This is a genomic window from Planomonospora corallina, assembly GCF_042650625.1.
GTDB classification, from domain to species: domain Bacteria; phylum Actinomycetota; class Actinomycetes; order Streptosporangiales; family Streptosporangiaceae; genus Planomonospora_B; species Planomonospora_B corallina.
In genome coordinates, this window is record NZ_JBHSBM010000047.1 from 1 (window position 1) to 16,589 (window position 16,589).

17 protein-coding genes are annotated in these 16,589 nt (G+C 74.7%); 9 read left to right on the forward strand and 8 right to left on the reverse strand.

Annotation, left to right across the window (positions count from 1 at the left end; translation table 11 throughout):
- The 3 genes from ACFOWE_RS29435 to ACFOWE_RS29445 all read right to left on the reverse strand — a co-directional run.
- On the reverse strand, positions 1-238 hold a 238-nt coding region (locus ACFOWE_RS29435), incomplete at its 3' end, for a CoA-transferase (RefSeq protein WP_377293558.1).
- Positions 238-933: a 3-oxoacid CoA-transferase subunit A gene (locus ACFOWE_RS29440; protein WP_377293560.1), complete on the reverse strand. Its 696-nt coding sequence runs from the start codon at positions 931-933 to the stop codon at positions 238-240. The genes ACFOWE_RS29435 and ACFOWE_RS29440, both read right to left, overlap by 1 nt.
- Positions 930-1,106 (reverse strand): hypothetical protein, encoded by a 177-nt coding sequence (locus ACFOWE_RS29445; RefSeq protein ID WP_377293562.1) that lies wholly within the window; start codon positions 1,104-1,106, stop codon positions 930-932. The genes ACFOWE_RS29440 and ACFOWE_RS29445 overlap by 4 nt, the downstream gene beginning before the upstream one ends.
- Before the next feature lie 100 nt (positions 1,107-1,206).
- Here ACFOWE_RS29445 and ACFOWE_RS29450 point away from each other — a divergent pair, with 100 nt between their 5' ends.
- From ACFOWE_RS29450 to ACFOWE_RS29470, 5 genes are all read left to right on the forward strand, one after another.
- Positions 1,207-1,821, forward strand: a complete 615-nt coding sequence (locus ACFOWE_RS29450) for a TetR/AcrR family transcriptional regulator (RefSeq protein WP_377293564.1) — start codon at positions 1,207-1,209, stop codon at positions 1,819-1,821.
- A gap of 55 nt (positions 1,822-1,876) precedes the next feature.
- On the forward strand, positions 1,877-2,479 hold the full coding sequence (locus tag ACFOWE_RS29455; protein ID WP_377293566.1) for a hypothetical protein: 603 nt from the start codon (positions 1,877-1,879) through the stop codon (positions 2,477-2,479).
- A gap of 200 nt (positions 2,480-2,679) precedes the next feature.
- Positions 2,680-4,764, forward strand: coding sequence for a bifunctional polysaccharide deacetylase/glycosyltransferase family 2 protein (locus ACFOWE_RS29460; RefSeq protein ID WP_377293568.1), 2,085 nt, complete (start codon positions 2,680-2,682; stop codon positions 4,762-4,764).
- Positions 4,765-4,926: 162 nt separating this feature from the next.
- Positions 4,927-5,439, forward strand: a complete 513-nt coding sequence (locus tag ACFOWE_RS29465) for an RNA polymerase sigma factor (protein ID WP_377293570.1) — start codon at positions 4,927-4,929, stop codon at positions 5,437-5,439.
- 5 nt (positions 5,440-5,444) lie between these two features.
- Positions 5,445-6,542: a CU044_5270 family protein gene (locus tag ACFOWE_RS29470; protein WP_377293813.1), complete on the forward strand. Its 1,098-nt coding sequence runs from the start codon at positions 5,445-5,447 to the stop codon at positions 6,540-6,542.
- Positions 6,543-6,666: 124 nt separating this feature from the next.
- On the opposite strand, the gene ACFOWE_RS29475 is transcribed toward ACFOWE_RS29470, so the two are convergent.
- On the reverse strand, positions 6,667-8,658 hold the full coding sequence (locus tag ACFOWE_RS29475) for a serine hydrolase domain-containing protein (protein WP_377293572.1): 1,992 nt from the start codon (positions 8,656-8,658) through the stop codon (positions 6,667-6,669).
- Between the two features lie 178 nt (positions 8,659-8,836).
- On the opposite strand from ACFOWE_RS29475, the gene ACFOWE_RS29480 reads away from it, so the two are divergent.
- Both ACFOWE_RS29480 and ACFOWE_RS29485 read left to right on the forward strand, forming a co-directional pair.
- Positions 8,837-10,135, forward strand: a complete 1,299-nt coding sequence (locus ACFOWE_RS29480) for a sensor histidine kinase (protein WP_377293574.1) — start codon at positions 8,837-8,839, stop codon at positions 10,133-10,135.
- The gene (locus ACFOWE_RS29485; RefSeq protein WP_377293576.1) at positions 10,132-10,785 is read left to right on the forward strand and encodes a response regulator; all 654 of its coding nucleotides are present in this window, start codon (positions 10,132-10,134) and stop codon (positions 10,783-10,785) included. The genes ACFOWE_RS29480 and ACFOWE_RS29485 overlap by 4 nt, the downstream gene beginning before the upstream one ends.
- A 153-nt stretch (positions 10,786-10,938) precedes the next feature.
- Here the strand turns inward: ACFOWE_RS29485 and ACFOWE_RS29490 are convergent, their stop codons facing one another.
- Both ACFOWE_RS29490 and ACFOWE_RS29495 read right to left on the reverse strand, forming a co-directional pair.
- Positions 10,939-11,337 (reverse strand): hypothetical protein, encoded by a 399-nt coding sequence (locus ACFOWE_RS29490; protein WP_377293578.1) that lies wholly within the window; start codon positions 11,335-11,337, stop codon positions 10,939-10,941.
- A gap of 94 nt (positions 11,338-11,431) precedes the next feature.
- Entirely contained in the window at positions 11,432-12,748 is a 1,317-nt protein-coding gene (locus ACFOWE_RS29495) for a hypothetical protein (protein ID WP_377293580.1), read from the reverse strand.
- Between the two features lie 122 nt (positions 12,749-12,870).
- Between ACFOWE_RS29495 and ACFOWE_RS29500 the strand changes: the two genes are divergently transcribed.
- The gene (locus ACFOWE_RS29500; protein ID WP_377293582.1) at positions 12,871-13,323 is read left to right on the forward strand and encodes a nuclear transport factor 2 family protein; all 453 of its coding nucleotides are present in this window, start codon (positions 12,871-12,873) and stop codon (positions 13,321-13,323) included.
- Positions 13,324-13,491: 168 nt separating this feature from the next.
- On the opposite strand, the gene ACFOWE_RS29505 is transcribed toward ACFOWE_RS29500, so the two are convergent.
- Together ACFOWE_RS29505 and ACFOWE_RS29510 are read right to left on the reverse strand one after the other, a co-directional pair.
- Complete coding sequence (locus ACFOWE_RS29505) at positions 13,492-14,223, reverse strand: hypothetical protein (protein WP_377293584.1); 732 nt, start codon at positions 14,221-14,223, stop codon at positions 13,492-13,494.
- Positions 14,220-15,317, reverse strand: coding sequence for a DUF6055 domain-containing protein (locus tag ACFOWE_RS29510; protein WP_377293585.1), 1,098 nt, complete (start codon positions 15,315-15,317; stop codon positions 14,220-14,222). The genes ACFOWE_RS29505 and ACFOWE_RS29510 overlap by 4 nt, the downstream gene beginning before the upstream one ends.
- 375 nt (positions 15,318-15,692) lie before the next feature.
- On the opposite strand from ACFOWE_RS29510, the gene ACFOWE_RS29515 reads away from it, so the two are divergent.
- Complete coding sequence (locus ACFOWE_RS29515) at positions 15,693-16,568, forward strand: bile acid:sodium symporter family protein (RefSeq protein ID WP_377293587.1); 876 nt, start codon at positions 15,693-15,695, stop codon at positions 16,566-16,568.
- Positions 16,569-16,589 lie beyond the last annotated feature (21 nt).

Below are 16,589 nucleotides of genomic sequence, written 5' to 3' on the forward strand. Positions count from 1 at the left end.
CCCCGGGCAGCTCGGTGACGGGCACCTTGCCGGCGTTGGTGAGGTCGGGGTCGATCTCGTCGCCGGCGGCCGCCGGGCCCATGCCCAGCATGCCGTTCTCGGTGTGCAGGACGACGCCGAGCTCGGCCGGGAGGTGGTCGGCGACCTTGGTGGGCCGGCCGATGCCGAGGTTGACGTAACTGCCCGGCTCGATGTCCCGCGCGATGCGGGCGGCGAGCCGGTCGGGATCGAGCGGCATCAGCGGGCCCCCCGCACGGTGTAGTGGCGCGGCTCGACCCGGACCACGCGGTCGACGTAGATGCCCGGCGTGACGACGGCCTCGGGGTCGAGCCGTCCCGCGTCCACGATCGACGCGACCTGGACGACGGTCGTCGTGGCGGCCGTGGCCATCACCGGGCCGAAGTTCCGGGCGGTCTTGCGGTAGACGAGGTTGCCCATCGTGTCGGCGACGTACGCGGAGATCAGGGCGACGTCACCCCTGATCGGGTACTCCAGGACGTGGTCGCGCCCGTCGATCGTGCGGGTCTCCTTGCCCTCGGCGAGCGGCGTGCCGACGCCCGTCGGGCAGTAGAACGCCCCGATGCCCGCCCCGGCGGCCCGCATCCGCTCGGCGAGGGTGCCCTGCGGGACGACCTCGAGCTCGATCTTCCCGCGGCGGTAGAGGCCGTCGAAGACGTAGGAGTCGGCCTGCCGGGGGAAGGAGCACAGGATCCTCCGCACCCGGCCGGCCTTCAGCAGGGCGGCCAGGCCCACGTCACCGTTGCCGGCGTTGTTGGACACGATGGTGAGGTCGCCCGCGCCGTGCCTGATCAGGGCGTCGATCAGGTCGAACGGCATGCCGGCGAGGCCGAAGCCGCCCACCAGGACGGTGTCGCCGTCCTTGACGACGCTCACCGCCTCGTCCGGCGAGGCGAAGATCCGTGCCCTGCTCATGCTGCTCCTCCGGTGACGTTCTCGCGGGTGCCCTCGACGAAGATGGTGACGGTGGGCTCGTCCATGATCCCGTTGTCGGTGCCCTTGATCCAGCGAGCGTGCCGGGCGGGTCGGTTCCGGCCGCTCGGGATCGGCCACCTCGGTGTGAGCGCGATCACCTCTCGGGTGTGCAAGGTGTCATATCATTTGACATCGAATCAACACTTTGATCAGCACGTACTCAGAGCGATCGGCGAGAGCGGAACGCGGCCGCGGTGCCCTATGCTGGCGGGCATGGCGACCCTTCGTGCGGCACAGAGGGAGATGACGCGCAAGCTCCTGCTCGACGCCGGCCTGGACCTGTTCGTGTCGAAGGGGTACGCGGCGACGAAGGTCGACGACATCGCGTCGGCGGCGGGGACGACGCGGGTGACCTTCTACGCGTACTTCCCCTCCAAGGCCGATCTGATGAAGGCCCTCCTCTCGGAGCGGCTCAACGTCACGCTCGGCCGGCTCCCCTCCGCCGAGCACGGCTCGACCGAGCGTGAGCTGGTCGCCGTGGTCGAGGACGGCTCGCGGGAGCGGATCCGCGCCTGGCTCGCGGCGACCTCGGAGCGGTGGGACGCGATCCGCCCCTACGCCACGACCGCCTTCGCGGCCGCGGCCGTCGACGCCGAGATCCGCGCGCTCCTCGACGAGTGGCTGAACGAGGCCATCGGCGACGTCAAGGAGGGGCTCGACCGCGCCGACCGGTTCCCGCCCGGCACCCGCCACTTCCGCGGCGTCCTCGCCATCACCGAGCTCGACCACGTCGCGCGCCAGTGGGGACCGGGGACCTGGGGCGTCGGGCGCGAGGAGATGCTGGACGTCCTCACGGAGAGCTGGATCGGCTCGATCGGGCGCCGCTGAGCGCTCCGAGCCCCATGATCCATATTGTCACCTGGCGTCACTAGGCTCTCCGCCCGTGAACGATAGGTATCCGCCCTCCGGTGCCGCCGTGTTCGTCGACGGCACCGGCCGGCGCAGGCGGTTGCTGGCGGTGACGGGAGTCGTCCTCGGCACGCTCGGATTCGCCCTGGTGGCGTCCGTGGTGAGCGGGCTGTTCGCGCCGACCCCGCTGCCGGCGGCCGACTGGCCCGGGGGATCCCCCACACGCTCCGCCGTCCGCCCCACTCCGGACGAGCCCGCACGGACGGCGCGGCGCACCTCCCGGCCCGGCGCCGCGCGGACGCCCGCCCGGAGCCGCCCGGTACGGGAGGTCTCCCGGACCCCGCAGACCTCCCCGCAGGCCACCGCCTCCCCGCGGAACACGGCCTCCCCGCGGACCCGGGCGGCGACCTCGCCGGCGCGCCCCGCCCGGTCCGCCTCGCCGTCCGGGCGGACCTCCTCCACCGGCTCCGCGCCCCCCTCCCGGGAGCCGGTGGAGGAGGGGCTGGCCGAGCCCGCCGAGCCCTCCGCCGAGCCGGCCGGGCCCACTTCCGGCCCCGACCCCGCCGGGTCGCCGGACGGGGCCCCCTCCGGCCAGGGCCACCAGGGCGCCGGTACGGACCCGGGGACGGGAGAGTGATCCCGCGCGGAGCGCCGCAGACGCGGGTGCCGCCGTCCGGTCCCGCCGCCCCGCCCTCCGCCGCCCCGCCGCCCGGGCGCGCGGCCGGCCCCGGGAGGTCCAGGCCCGGCCGCGTCGCCGGCGGAAGGCGGGCCGCGCCCCGGCGGCGACGCCGGCGACGGGGCGATCCGCGAGGGCACTGGCTCCTGATCGCGGCCGTCATGATCCTGACGGCGGGGGCGCTGACGCTCGACGCGTACGCCGCCGGCGCGACGGGCGGGCCGCGGGCCGCTCCCCCTCCGCCGCCGGACCGGTCCTCCGCCGAACTCGACCGGGTACGGCGCGGCGGACCCGTGTTCGGCCGGCCGGGCGACGTGCGGGCCGGCACCCGCCTCCCGGCCCGCACGGTGGCGCTCACCTTCGAGAACGGCCCGGACCCGCGGTGGACGCCGCAGGTCCTCGACGTGCTCGCCGAGCACGGCGTCAGGGCGACCTTCTTCACGGTCGGTGCCAGGATCGCGGAGAACCCCGAGCTGGTCCGGCGGATCGTCTCCGAGGGGCACGAGATCGGCAACCACACCTACGCGCACGCCGACCTCGCCGCCGTGCCCGCCTGGCGGCTCCGGCTGGAGCTGTCGCTGACCCAGAAGGCACTGGCCGGGGCCGCCGGCGTGTACACGCGCCTGGCCCGCCCGCCGTACTCCTCCTCACCTGCCGCCGTCACCGGCGCCCGGCTGCGGGCGCTGCGGTCCATGAGCGCCGAGGGCTACCTCCTGGCGCTCAGCGACCTGGACGCCGCGGATCCGGCCGGTGAGGGAAGCAGGCGGATCGCCCGCCTGGCCTCCTCCCGCCGGGGCGCGGTGGTCACGGTGCGCGGCTCCGGAGACGACCCCCGCCGGACGGCCGGCGAGGTGGACCTGCTGCTCACCGGACTCGCCGGGCACGGGTACCGGGTGACGACGCTCACGTCCGCGCTCGGCGTGCCCGGGGCCCACACCCCGGCCGGGCAGACGGACCGCTTCGTCGGCTCCGGGCTGATCCTCGCCCAGCGCGGAGCCGCCGTCTTCACCGCGGCGATGTCGTGGGTCATGGCCGTCGCCGCGGCGCTCACCCTGCTGCGGCTGGTGGCCTTCCTCGTCCTGGCCCGCGAGCACGCCCGCCGTGCGCGGGGCCGCGGAAGAGCCACCCGGCGCGCACCGGCGTGGGGCAGGCCGCCCGGCGTCACCGTGATCGTCCCCGCCTACAACGAGGAGGCCGGGATCGAGGCCACCGTGCGCTCGCTGGTGGACACCGACCACCCGGGAGCGCTGGAGGTCATCGTCGTCGACGACGGATCCCGCGACCGCACCGCCGCCGTCGTCTCCGCGCTCGGCCTGCCGCGGGTGCGGCTGATCCGGCAGCGCAACGGGGGCAAGGCCGCCGCGCTCAACACCGGTATCGCGCACGCCTCACACGAGATCATCGTCATGGTGGACGGCGACACGGTCTTCGAGCCCGCCACCATCGGGAACCTCGTCCGGCCGCTCGCCGACCCGGCGGTGGGCGCGGTCAGCGGGAACACCAAGGTGGGCAACCGGGGCGGCGTGATCGGACGCTGGCAGCACATCGAGTACGTCATCGGCTTCAACCTCGACCGCCGCGCCTTCGACCTGCTGGCGTGCATGCCGACCGTGCCGGGGGCGATCGGCGCCTTCCGGCGCTCGGCGCTGCGGGCGGCCGGAGGGCTGAGCGGCGACACCCTGGCCGAGGACACCGACCTGACCATGGCGATGTGCCGGGACGGCTGGCGGGTGGTCTACGCCGAGGACGCGCTCGCCTGGACCGAGGCGCCCGCCTCGCTCCGGCAGATGTGGCGCCAGCGTTACCGGTGGTGCTACGGCACGCTGCAGGCGATGTGGAAGCACCGCCGGGCGGTCGTGGAACCGGGCCCGTTCGGCCGCCGGTGCCTGGGCTATCTGGCCCTCTTCCACGTGGCGCTGCCGCTGCTCGCGCCGGTCGTGGACGTCATGGCCGCCTACGGCGCGGTGACGGGCGAGCCGCTGCCGGCGGTGGCCGTCTGGACGGGCTTCGGGCTGCTCCAGGCGTTCGGCGGCTGGTACGCGCTGCGGCTGGACCGCGAGCCGGTCTCCGTGCTGTGGGTGCTCCCCCTGCAGCAGCTGTTCTACCGGCAGCTCATGTACCTGGTGGTCATCCAGTCGGTGGTGACCGCCCTGCTCGGGGCGCACCTGCCCTGGCAGACGATCCGCCGGGAGGGCGTCTTCTCGGCGCAGGCCGGGCCGTCGCCGCCGCCGCCGGTCACCCGCTGAGCCCGGTACGGCGGGCCGGCGCCGTGCGCGGAGGGCGGCCGCCGCGGCGTACCGGTCTCCGTCAGACCTTCCGGCGACGCCTTGCGATGCCTTGTAATTTCTGAGGATCCCGGACCACTTCCTCCCGTCAGCGGTTTCCGGGACACGTGAGGGGTTGGGGCGGTGACGAGCGATCGAGAGCGCTTCACCACCATCTATGACGAATGCCGACAACGGGTCTGGGCCTACGTGGTCAGCCGCGCCGGTCGGCAGGTGGCCGACGAGGTGGTGAGCGAGACGTTCGCCATCGCCTGGCGCAGGTTCGACCAGATGCCGCAGAACGCCCTGCCGTGGCTGCTGGGCGTGGCGCGCAACGTGCTGCGCGACAGCGTCAGGGCCGAGGCCAGGCGGGAGGGGATCCGGCGTGAGATGCGCGAGTGGGTCACCGGTGACGTGGCCGACCACGTGGCCGAGCGCCTGGGCGTCCTCAGGGCCATGGCCGGGCTCACCCCGGACGAGCGGGAGATCCTCGTCCTCGTCGCCTGGCAGGGCCTGAGCCCGGGAGACGCCGCCAAGGTGCTCGGCTGCTCGGTGCCCGCCTTCCGGGTCAGGCTGCACCGGGCCAGGAAACGCCTGCGGGCCGCGCTCGAATCGCCGGTGTCGTCCCAGCCCCGACTCGTGGAGGAGTTGTCGTGAACGCCATGGAAGAGCTGCGTGCCGCCCGCCCGGCCCATCTGGCCGGCGGTCCGGTCGACCCGCGGACCCGTCAGGCCGAGCTGGCCCACGCCTTCGCCCAGCCCAGGCAGGTGCCGCGGCGCGGCGGGAAGCCGATGGCCTGGGGCCTGGGCCTGGCGGGCGCGGCGGCGGCCGTGACCGCGGTCGTGCTGGTCGGCGGTACGGCCCGCGGGCCGGCGCCCGTCGTGTCCCCGGCGGCATCGGGCACGGTGACGCGGCCGGTCGCCCTCTCGGCGAAGGAGGTGCTGCTCGTGGCCGCGACCAGCGCGGAGCGCCGGCCCGCTGCCACCGGCGACTACTGGCACGTCTCCAGCCGCTCCCGCACCCTCCAGCCGGTCGACGAGGGCTTCGTGATCTCCATCGAGCAGGAGAGCGAGAGCTGGGTGGGCGCGAGGGAGCAGTGGGGCTCCACCCGTACCGTGGCGATCAAGCCGGCGACCGGCGCCGACCGGGCGGCCTGGGAGAAGGCGGGTTCGCCGCGCGAGCTGACCTTCGCGGGCCGCAAGAGGATCCCGATCGGGGAGAGGCCCGGGAAGCCGCTCACCGGTCGCACGGAGAGCAAGGAGATCTTCTGGCTCGGCCGCAACGTCACCATGGCCGACCTGCGGAGCCTGCCGACCGACCCGGAGGCGCTCAGGGCCGACCTGCTCCGTTTCTACGAGGGCAAGGACACCGAGGCCGACGTCCCCATGGGGGAGGACGCCTGGCTGTTCCGGGTGACCGAGGGGCTGATCATGAGCATGCCGGTGAGCCCGGAGGTGCGCGCGGCGGCCTTCCGGATGCTGGCGGAGCTGCCGTCGGTCACCTCGCTCGGCCAGGTCACCGACGCCGCCGGGCGCACGGGCACGGCGATCGCCATCGCGGACACCTCGCACCCCAAGCCGGGTGACACCGACAGGGGCGTGGTGCAGATGCGGCTGATCATCGACGAGCGGTCCGGCCGCGCGCTGGCACGCGAGAGCGTGGTCGTCGAGCCGGGCGGCCTGCAGGCCGGACTGGAGCCGGGGACGGTGTGGAACACCGACACCGTCCTCGAGGCGGGCTGGACCGACGAGCACCCGTAGCAGAGGGGAGGCCACGGGCGGCGCCACGGCTCCCACGCCGTGGTGCCGGGCCCCCGCGCCGTGGTGCCGCCCGTGGCGCGGCCTCGGGGCGCCACGCCGCGGAGCCGCCCGTGGTCAGAACCGGTCAGAACCGCCAGCCGATGAGGTTCCACTGCCACAGGAACCAGGCCAGCGCCGTCAGGCCCGCGAACAGGGTCACCTGGTGCACCCGCGCGGCCAGGCCGGATCCGGAGCCGGCGCCGGAGCCCCTCCAGCCCTTCACCGTGCACACGGCCGCCGCGGCCGCCATGGCGAGCACGACGAGGGGCACGCCGAGCAGGACCCGCATGTCCGCCGGCAGGCCGTACAGGAAGTCCCCCGTGTCGCCGAGGACCCGGACCGCCAGGAGCACCAGGAACCCGAGCCCCAGCAGGGCGGCCCCGCCGGCCAGCGCGCGCGCCGACCGCCAGGCCGCAGAGGGGGCGGGCCGCCGGCGCGCCCGGCGCCACACCGCGGCCGCCGGAACGGCGAGCGCGCTCAGGGCCGTGACGGCGAAGCCGGCCAGGACCGCCAGGTTGAGGACGGGACCCTCCGCGGCGGTCATCAGCCGGTAGGCGGGACCGTCGGTGGCCACGTAGCGCCGGCCGTCCCCTCCCGCGACGGCCACCAGGTGGTCGCCGTCCGCCGAGGCGTACAGGCCGCGGCCCCGGGGCGTCCACTCCCGACCCTTGAAGCGGACGGTGCCGTCGCCCTCCACCCGCAGCCGGGACGGGCCGAGCAGGAGCACGATCTTCTCGATCGTCGAGGCGTTGTGCCGGGCCGGCGCGTAGAAGCCCTCCCGGGGGGCGGCCTCGGCGGCCGGGGAGGCGGGGGCCCGCTCCGGGACGTCTCCGGCGGCCGCCGGAGGCGGGGCGAAGCGGCCGAGGAACATGCGGGTCAGCTCGCCCGCCGTCTCGACGCCGCCGGTGCCGTTGACCGACAGGAACATCCCCAGGTCGCACCCGGGCACCAGGATCAGGACGCTCCGGAAGCCCTCCCAGCTGCCGTCGTGCATCAGGACCCGGTGGCCGCCCATGACGCGGTCCATGAACCCGTGCGCGTACCCGCCCAGGCGGGGGTCGGCGGAGAAGGAGCGCCGGTGCATCCGCGCCGCGGTCTCCGGGCCGAGGACGGTCGCGTCGCCGAATCGCCCGCCGTTCAGGTGCGCGATCATGAAGTTGGCCATGTCCCCGGCGGTGGCGCTGATCGAGCCGTCGGGAGGCATCGGGTCGAAGTCGAAGGGGACGGCCCGCGGGGGATCGGCGTCGGAGTCGTAGCTGAGGGCGAGGTCGGGGGCGAGGGAGGCGGGCACCGGCTCGGTCGCGGTGCTGCGTGTCATGCCGAGCGGTTCGAGGAGGTGGCGGCGGACGTAGGCGTCGTAGGGCTCTCCGGAGACCTGGGCGACGATGTGGCCGGCGAGCGCGGCGCCGTGGTTGGAATAGGCGGAGATCTCGCCCGGCGGCCGTACCCGGGCCGGCAGGTGGCCGGCGAGGTACTCGCCGAGCGGCGGCACGTCGGCCGCGGTGCGCGCCCCGCTGCCGATCACGCGCTCCTCGAAGCCCGCGGTGTGGTTCATCAGGGTCCGCAGCGTCACCGGCTCCGGATGGGAGGCCGGGACGCGGAACGCCTTCAGATAGCGGTTCACGTCGGCGTCCAGGTCGAGGCGGCCGGCCTCGACCTGCTGCATCACGGCCGTCCAGGTGAACAGTTTGGTGATCGACCCGATCCGGACCAGGGAGCGGCCGGGGTCGAACGCGACCTTCCGCCGGACGTCGGCCAGGCCGTAGCCCCCGGTGAAGACGGTCCTGCCGCCGGAGACCACCGACACCACCGCGCCGGGCACCCGGTCGCGGGCGAGGCGGGCGGGCACCGCCTCGTCGAAGAAACCGGCCAGCGCCGCCCTCGGGACGGGGGCCGCGCAGGCGGCCGGGGCGGACGACGCGACCGGGGAGAACGGGACCGGGGACGACGCGGCCCGCTCCGGGCGGGCCGCCAGGGCCGCGGGCGCCGCCGGACCGGCGAGGACGGGCAGGGCGAGGCAGGCCGCGAGAAGGCCCGTGATCGATCTTCGGGTGGGGCGGAACGGCCGGTTGCGCATGGTCGGCTCCTGGAGGTGGCTCGGGGGAAGGGGACGCCGTCAAGGGTCGCGATCCGGGGCGGTGCTCCGCATCGGCCCGCGGGCGAGGCCGTGCTCCGACGAAAGTCGGAGGGCGGGAGCCCGCCCCGGCGACGAAAGGCGGATGGGCGCGGCGCCGCCCGGTCCCTAAGCTGCGAGCATGAAAGAGGCTGCGGACACGGAGGCCCTCCGGTCGCCGGGCGTGGTGGCGGACCGCCTGCGGGCCCTCCTGACCGGCCCGCGGGCCATGGACGCCGCCCTGGTGCTGGGGTGCCTGCTCCTGACCGGCTTCGCGGTGAAGGCGCGCTGGGCGGCGCCGCCCCCGCCGGTGATCGCGGTGGCGGGTGCGGCGGGCAGCCTGGCCCAGCTGTGGCGCAGGCGGCGCTGGTGGCCGGCGACGGTGGCCGGAGCGGCGGCGTACGCGCTGTCGGGCAATCCGGGCCCCCTGTTCGTCGGCCTGTACTCGGGCGCCTCGTACGCCCCCCGCCGCCAGGTGGCGGCGCTCGCGCTCACCGGCTGGGCCGGATTCGCCGGATGGTCGTGGATCGAGGAGGGTCGGCCGACGCTGGAGGGCGCGGTCCAGGCGGCCGTCGCGGCCGCGGCGGTGACGGCCGTCGGCGTGCACACGGCCACCCGGCGGGCGCTGACCGCGTCCCTGCGCGAGCGGGCCGAGAGCGCCGAGGCCGAGCGGCGCCTCCGCGACGAGCGGGCCCGCTCCGCCGAACGCACCCGGATCGCGCGGGAGATGCACGACGTCCTGGCGCACAAGGTGTCGCTCATCGCCCTGCACGCCGGTGCGCTGGAACTCGCCGCCGCGGGGAACGCCAGGGGGAACGCCGGGGGGAACGCGGCGGGGAACGCCGGGGGGAACGCGGCAGGGGACCCCGCCCGGATCGAGCAGGGGGCGGCGCTCATCCGCGTCACCGCCCGCGAGGCATTGCGGGAACTGCGCTATGTGCTCGGCGTGCTGCGGGAGGAGCCGGGCCTGCCCGACCCCGGTGCGTCCCCGGACGGGGACGGGCCGTCCGCCGGTCTGGAGCCGCTGGTGCGGGACGCGGAGCAGGCCGGGCAGCGCGCCGAGCTGCGCGACCGCGCCGGTCCGCTGCCGCCGGCCACGGCCCGGGTCGTCCACCGGATCGTCCGGGAAGGCCTGACCAACGCCCGCAAGCACGCGCCGGGCGCGCCGGTCACCGTCTCGGTGGAGCCCGGCGAGGACGGAGGCGTGACCGTCACCGTGGACAACGCGCCGCCGAGCGGCGCGCCGGCGGATCTGCCCGGGTCGGGCACGGGCCTGGTCGGCCTGGCCGAACGGGTCCGGCTGGTGGGCGGGACCCTGCGCAGCGGCCCGCGCGGGGACGGCGGCTGGCGGCTGCGCGTCCGCCTCCCCCGGCTGGACCACGACGGGCGGGACGGCGTGCCGGCGCCCGCCGGCGAGACCTCCGCGGAGCACGCGCCATGATCTCTGTCCTGCTCGCGGACGACGAGGCCCTCGTCCGCGCCGGCCTGCGCATGATCCTCGAGACGGCCGGCGACATGGCCGTCGTCGGCGAGGCCGCCGACGGGCGGACCGCGCTCGAGGCGGTCACCCGCGACCGGCCGGACGTGGTCCTCATGGACGTCCGCATGCCCGGCCTCGACGGCCTGGCCGCCACCGCGGCGATCCGCGCCCGCCCGCGCCCGCCCGCGGTGATCGTCCTGACCACCTTCGACGCCGACGACACCGTCTTCCGGGCCCTGGAGGCGGGGGCCACGGGGTTCCTGCTCAAGGACACCCCGCCGCAGGACCTGCTGCGCGCCGTACGGCTCGCCGCGGCGGGCGACGCGATGCTCTCGCCCGGGGTCACCCGGCAGCTCATCGACCGCCTCACCGCGGAGGACCGCACGCGCCGTCGCCGCGCCGCCCTGGAGCGGCTCCGGAGCCTGACCGAACGGGAGCGGCAGGTGCTGGTCGAGATCGGCCTGGGCCACGCCAACGCCGACATCGCCGCCCGCCTGCACATGAGCGAGGCGACGGTGAAGAGCCACGTCACCCACCTGTTCGAGAAGCTGTCCGCCACCAACCGTGTGCAACTGGCCATCGCGGCGTTCCGCGCGGGCATCGTCGAGTGATCGTCGAGCAGGGGCCCCGGGCGGCTTTCCCCGGGGCGCGGGCCCGGACGGGAGGATCCCGCCGCGCGGAGCCGGGGCTCCGCGCGGCGGGGTCTTCGGGGCTTTCAGGGCTTTCGGAACTTCGGGGCTTTCAGAGCCGGTGCGGACCGGGGGTCAGCTCCGGCGCAGCCCCATGAACTGGAACTCGGCGAAGGCGGCGACCAGCAGGGCCTGGCCGGCGACGAAGGCGACGCCCAGCGGGTTGGGGTCGACCCAGCCGGTGAACAGCAGGGCGAGGCTGTCGACGGCCCACAGCGCGTTGACGGCGATCACCGCCTGCACGCCCCGCCGGGGAGGAGCCGGGCGGGTCACCAGGTAGACGAGGAACGCGGTGAACGGCAGCAGGACGATCCCGGCCCAGCGCAGCAGCGGCTCGGGCAGGTCGAGCAGGCCGGCGAGCGGGCCCGCGGCGACGGCCAGCCCGGCCGCGAACCCACCGGTGAGGATCGCGTCGGCCCACAGCGCGCGGGGGAGCAGGGCGGGACGGCGGGCGACGGCGGTTGCGGCGGTCATCGGTGTCTCCTTGACGAAGCGGAACGCGTCGGCTTCCGACGCCCCCTCAGCACACCGCCCCACCCGCTGCCAACTGCAGACATGGCACTGCCATTCACTGCCAGTTCTCTCCGCGGAGGTCGTCGGCGACGAGTTTGGCCGCCGCGTTCTGCCAGTTGTAGAGCGTACGTTCGGGAACCTCGCGCAGGAACCAGTCGAACGCCTGCCGGTCCACGGGGTCGAGCCCGTCGCGCCGGGCCCCTCTCCGGTACGGCCGCAGTCCCCGGACGTAGGGGAAGTAGAGGACGTTGTAGAAACGCCACTCCTCGCTGGTGCCGAACTCGCCGTCGCGGGGCTTGAGCCGCCGGATGCTCTCCAGCAGCAGGGTCCGCAGCTCGGCCGCCCGCTCCAGGGGGCTGTCCCCGGTGACCCTCTCGTCGATCACCGGCAGGTTCGCCAGCGGGCTGCTGGAGAGCTTGCCCAGGTCGCCGTAGCCGGCCAGGGCGCGCCGCGTCAGCCGGGCGAACTCCGCCTCGTCCACCGGGGGCGGGCCCGCCTCGCGGCGGGGCAGCGCCTCGGAGGAGCCGAGCAGTTCGGCGCGTTCCCGGCGGATCTCCGGATCGCCGGGGAAGGCGATCCGGTCCAGCGCCCGGTGCACCGGGCCGGCCAGTGTCTGCACGGTGACGGCCACCGCGACCACGCCGAAGAGCAGGGCGGCCAGCGCGGGGGTGGGCCCGCCGAGGACGACGGCCAGCGCCACCTGGCCGCCCGACGCCAGCATCACGACCGCCGCCGCCAGCAGGGAGCGGAGCATGTCGCGCCAGAGCGCCTCGCCCGCCTGGAACGCGCTGGACATCGCGATGGCCACGCCCAGCATGGCCATGTCCACGTCGAGGAGCAGCACGGTGAGCAGGCCGGCCGGGCCGGGAGAAGGGAGGACCAGCAGCGCCGCGCCCAGCGTGAAGAACAGAGTGGCGACCACCGCGAGCCGGCCCACCCGCGGTGGCCTGGCCCGGACCAGCAGCACCAGCGCCCCGGCCAGCGGGGCCAGGAGCAGAACCCCGGTCGCCACCCGCGCCGCGGCGCCCGCCTCCGCTCCCCAGCCGGCGGCCACCAGCCACGCGATCGCCCCCAGGCCGGCGGGGACGAGACCCCGTGACCATGCTCTCTCCAGGCGCTCGCCGCCGGGGACCAGGGTCAGCACGGCCCCCGTCCACAGCAGCACCGGCAGGTGGCTCAGCACGGTCTCCGCCGCGGCCAGCGCCTCGGGCCCTCCCGCCGCCGCGCGCACCTGCCCTGCGGCCAGCGCCGAGCCGTACGCCAGCAGGCCCAGCCCGGCCCGCCGGGGCCCGCGCCCCCGCGGATCCCGCACGAGCACGTACAGCCCGAGCCACCAGGTGAGCCCGAACGCCGCCGCGACGGCGAAAAGCATCGGCGTCCCCCTTTCCCCGCCGCGAGCGTACCGATCACCCGCCGGAGGGAATACCTGGCCTGCCCCGAACTGTTCCGTATGCTGTACCGTACGACGTACGGAAAATCGCGGGAAGGAGCCCGATGACACAGGACGAAGCGCGGAACGGGACGTTCGAGCCGAGCACCGAGGACCTCGCGAGCATCGACGCCTGGTTCGCCGAGTACGACGCCTTGGCCGCGCGGGGCGCCGTAGAGGAGATCGCCGGCCTGGCGGTCTTCCCGCTCAACCTGGCCACCGACGTGCCCGGCGGCTTCGGCGCCGTCCGCCAGTGGGACCGCGAGGAGTTCGTGCGGGCGATGACCGAGGTCATGGGGGGCGGAACGGCGGGCATGGAGATGACGTCCGTGCGGACCCCGCGTTTCCTCACCCCCAACCTCGTGCTCGTGGAGACGGAGGCCACGGTCACGGTGGAGGGGCGGGCCCAGTCGATGCGCTACGCCGACCTCCTGGTGCGGACCGCGGACGGATGGGCGTTCCAGACGATGGTCCAGGGCGGCTGGGGCCACGGCTGGCCGCCCGCCACCCGCGGCTGAGCGCACCGGAGCCCGGAGCCCCGGCCGGGCTCTTCCGCCGGCCGGGGCTCCGGGCCGCACGGGCGCACGCGGCGGTCCAGGGCGGTGCGCCGCCCTGGACCGCATGCGGTCCCCACCCCTGCCGGAGACCGCATCCATTCGGTCTCCGGCAGGGGCGGGGACGCTCCGTCAGCCGAACGCGCGGACCTCCGTCAGCCCGACCGAGGCCTGGCCGCTCCTCAGCACGACCCGGAGCCTGGTGGTCCTGACGGCTTCGAACGCCACCGTGTTGTAGGCGCCGGCCCTGATCCCGTAGCCGCTCGCACCGGAGACGCCGGTGTACTTCCTGCCGTTCCAGTACTGCAGCTTCCACGAGGCGGGGACGCGCACCCCTCCGCCGTCGTCGAAGAAGCGGACCTGCGCCGACTTGACCGTCTGAGTCGACGGCCAGGCCGGCTCGGCCCACTGAGTCCCGGTCCGGGGCCAGGTGCCCCAGCGCGGATCGGAGTCGTGGCCGTCGTTGATCGCCGCGACGCTCTCCCACGGCGAGGTGTACGAGGCCGAGGCCTTCGCGGCCGTGGCCAGGTTGACCGGCGTGGAACCGCCGCCGGACGTCGGCGTGGGCGTGGGCTTGGACGTGGAGCCGCCGCTGAAGGCGAGGTCGTCGTCGCCGAAGACCGGGTGGGGCGGGTTCACGTCCGCCTCGCCGGCGCGTCCGTCGCAGCCGCGACCCGGGTCGAACATCAGGTACGTCCCGGAAGCGCAGGCCTGGGCGGGTTCGGCGTCTCCGCCGACGACCACGCCGCCGCTGAGCCTGGCCCCGCTCTGGACGAGGGCGTTGCCCTTCACCACGGCGTCGCCGCCGACGGTGGCGCCGCTGTTGACCCAGGCCAGATCCTCGATGCGGGCGTTCCCGGTCACCGTGGCATTGCCGTACACGGCGGCCCGGGGGCCGACGTAGGCGGTGGCGGCCACATCGGCCCGGTCGTCCACCCGGCCGCCGCCGTTGGGGTGCCCTCCACCGCCACGCCGTTGTAGGCCGTGACGAACGGATACAGGCGGTTGACGAACGGCATGAAGTCCGCCCGGTTGGAGTAGTCCCAGGTGACGTTGTGCTGGGCGTACTCCCCGACGCGCCGGTTGAGCTCCGCCTGGTCGATGCCCGCGATCCGGCGGTACACCTCCAGCGGGTGCTCGCCCGCCCGCGCCTCGTTCCAGATGCGGTTGAACATGGCCAGGCCGTCGCGGTCCTTGATGTACTGGTCGCGGTCCTTGATGTACTGCAGGAGCATCCAGGCGCCGTAGTGGTGACGGCTGCTGCTGTAGGCGAGGTTCTCGGTGCGGATGAACCGGGTGAGGTCGCCCGCGGCCGTCCTGGGGTAGACCTGCATGGCCATGAACTCGGCGCTCGCCTCCCAGAACGTCCCGGCGCTCGCGTGGGTGAACCCGTAGCCGGGCCTGCCGGGGAACGTGTAGTTCTGGAACACGCGGGCCGGCTCGTGGGCCAGGCCCCAGGAGCCGGGCTGCGCGGCCCCGGGGGCGATGTTGATGACGCCGACCCTGCCGTCGGTCGAACCGCCCGTCGCCCACGCGTCGAGCGGCGCGTCGGACCAGGTCGTGGTGACGACCACGATGATCTTGTGCTGCGCCGGCAGGCCGGTCTCCGGCGTGAACCTCATGGTGTCGACGTGGAAGGAGTAGAGCTTCTCCAGCTGGCCGAGCACGCCGTCGGGGTCGAACCGGTACTGCGCGGGCGCGTTCTCCGGATCGGTGCCCGACCGGTCGCCCCAGAGCAGGATGAAGTTGGCCGACTCCTTCGTCCGCTCCTTCACCCACGGCACCTCGCCGGTCCTGGCCCAGCGCTCCGGGACGAAGACGGTCTTGGCCGGGGCGGAGGCGGACGCCGCCGCGGAGACGGCGGGGCGGCCGTGCTCCGCGGCCGCCGACGGTGCGGGCAGGACGGATGTGCCGAGGAGCGTGAGGAACCCGGCCGTTCCCGCCCACGGTCGCCGCATGCGGGGACCTCCGGAAGAACGCCGGGTGTCAGCGTTGACACACCGTGATGGGGGTTGCGTTTTGTAACGTTTTAAGGCGGGCATGAGTATTGGTCCGGCCACAAGCCCTGTCAAGGTCTGTCCTGTTCCGTGCGGGGATCCGCCCGGTGAGATGCGAGACCCCGCCGCCGTCGCTGGAAGTCACATGGCCGCCGTCCCGGACAGGAGCCGCCGGGAGCGGAGCGGGGTCCGGCCGGGCGGGAGCCGCCGGGCGCGTAGCGGGGCGCGGGCGCCGGAGACCGCATCGAATCGGCAACGGAGCACCGGCGGGCTATGGACAGCGCGGACTCCGGCGGAGATTCTGTCGGTCACCCCCCCGAGCGGTAAGGATCACCCGTGGACTCTGCCCTGACCAGTGTCTTTCTGCCCGCCGCCCTCGCCGTCATCATGTTCGGCCTCGGCCTGGGGCTCACCGTCGCGGACTTCCGCCGCGTGGTCGTCTACCCGAAGGCCGCCTTCCTCGCCCTCCTCTGCCAGATCGTCGTGCTGCCGCTGGTCTGCTTCGGGCTCGTGCTCGCCTTCGGCCTGGCGCCGGGTCTCGCCGTCGGCATGATGCTGCTGGCGGCCTCGCCCGGCGGCACCAGCGCCAACCTCTACAGCCACCTGTTCGGCGGCGACGTCGCGCTCAACGTGACCCTGACCGCGATCAACTCCGTCCTCGCCGTCTTCACGCTGCCGCTGGTCACGAATCTGGCCATCGCCCACTTCCAGGGCGGGAGCGGCCGGCTCGGCCTGCAGTTCGACGAGACCGCGAAGGTCTTCCTGATCATCCTGATCCCCGTCGCGATCGGCATGGCGGTCAGGGCCGGGTTCGAGGCCTTCGCCGCCCGGATGGAGAAGCCCGTCAAGATCCTGTCCGCGGTGATCCTGCTGGCCGTGATCGTCGGGGCGATCGTCAAGGAGGCGGCGAACCTCGGTGGCTACATCGCCTCGGTCGGCCTGATCACCCTGCTGTTCAGCGTGCTCAGCCTCACCGTCGGCTACTGGGTGCCCCGCCTGGCGGGGGTGGGGCCCCGCCAGGCCGTCGCCTCCTGCATGGAGATCGGCATCCACAACAGCACCCTGGCCATCACCGTGGCCATCAGCCTGCTGGGCAGCACCGAGATCGCCATCCCGGCCGCCGTGTACGGCGTGCTGATGTTCTTCACCGCGGCCGGCGCCGGGGTGCTCCTGCGGCGGCGTACGGCCCTGGACGTCGAGGCGCCGGTCTGACGGCCGCCGGGAACCGCAGGG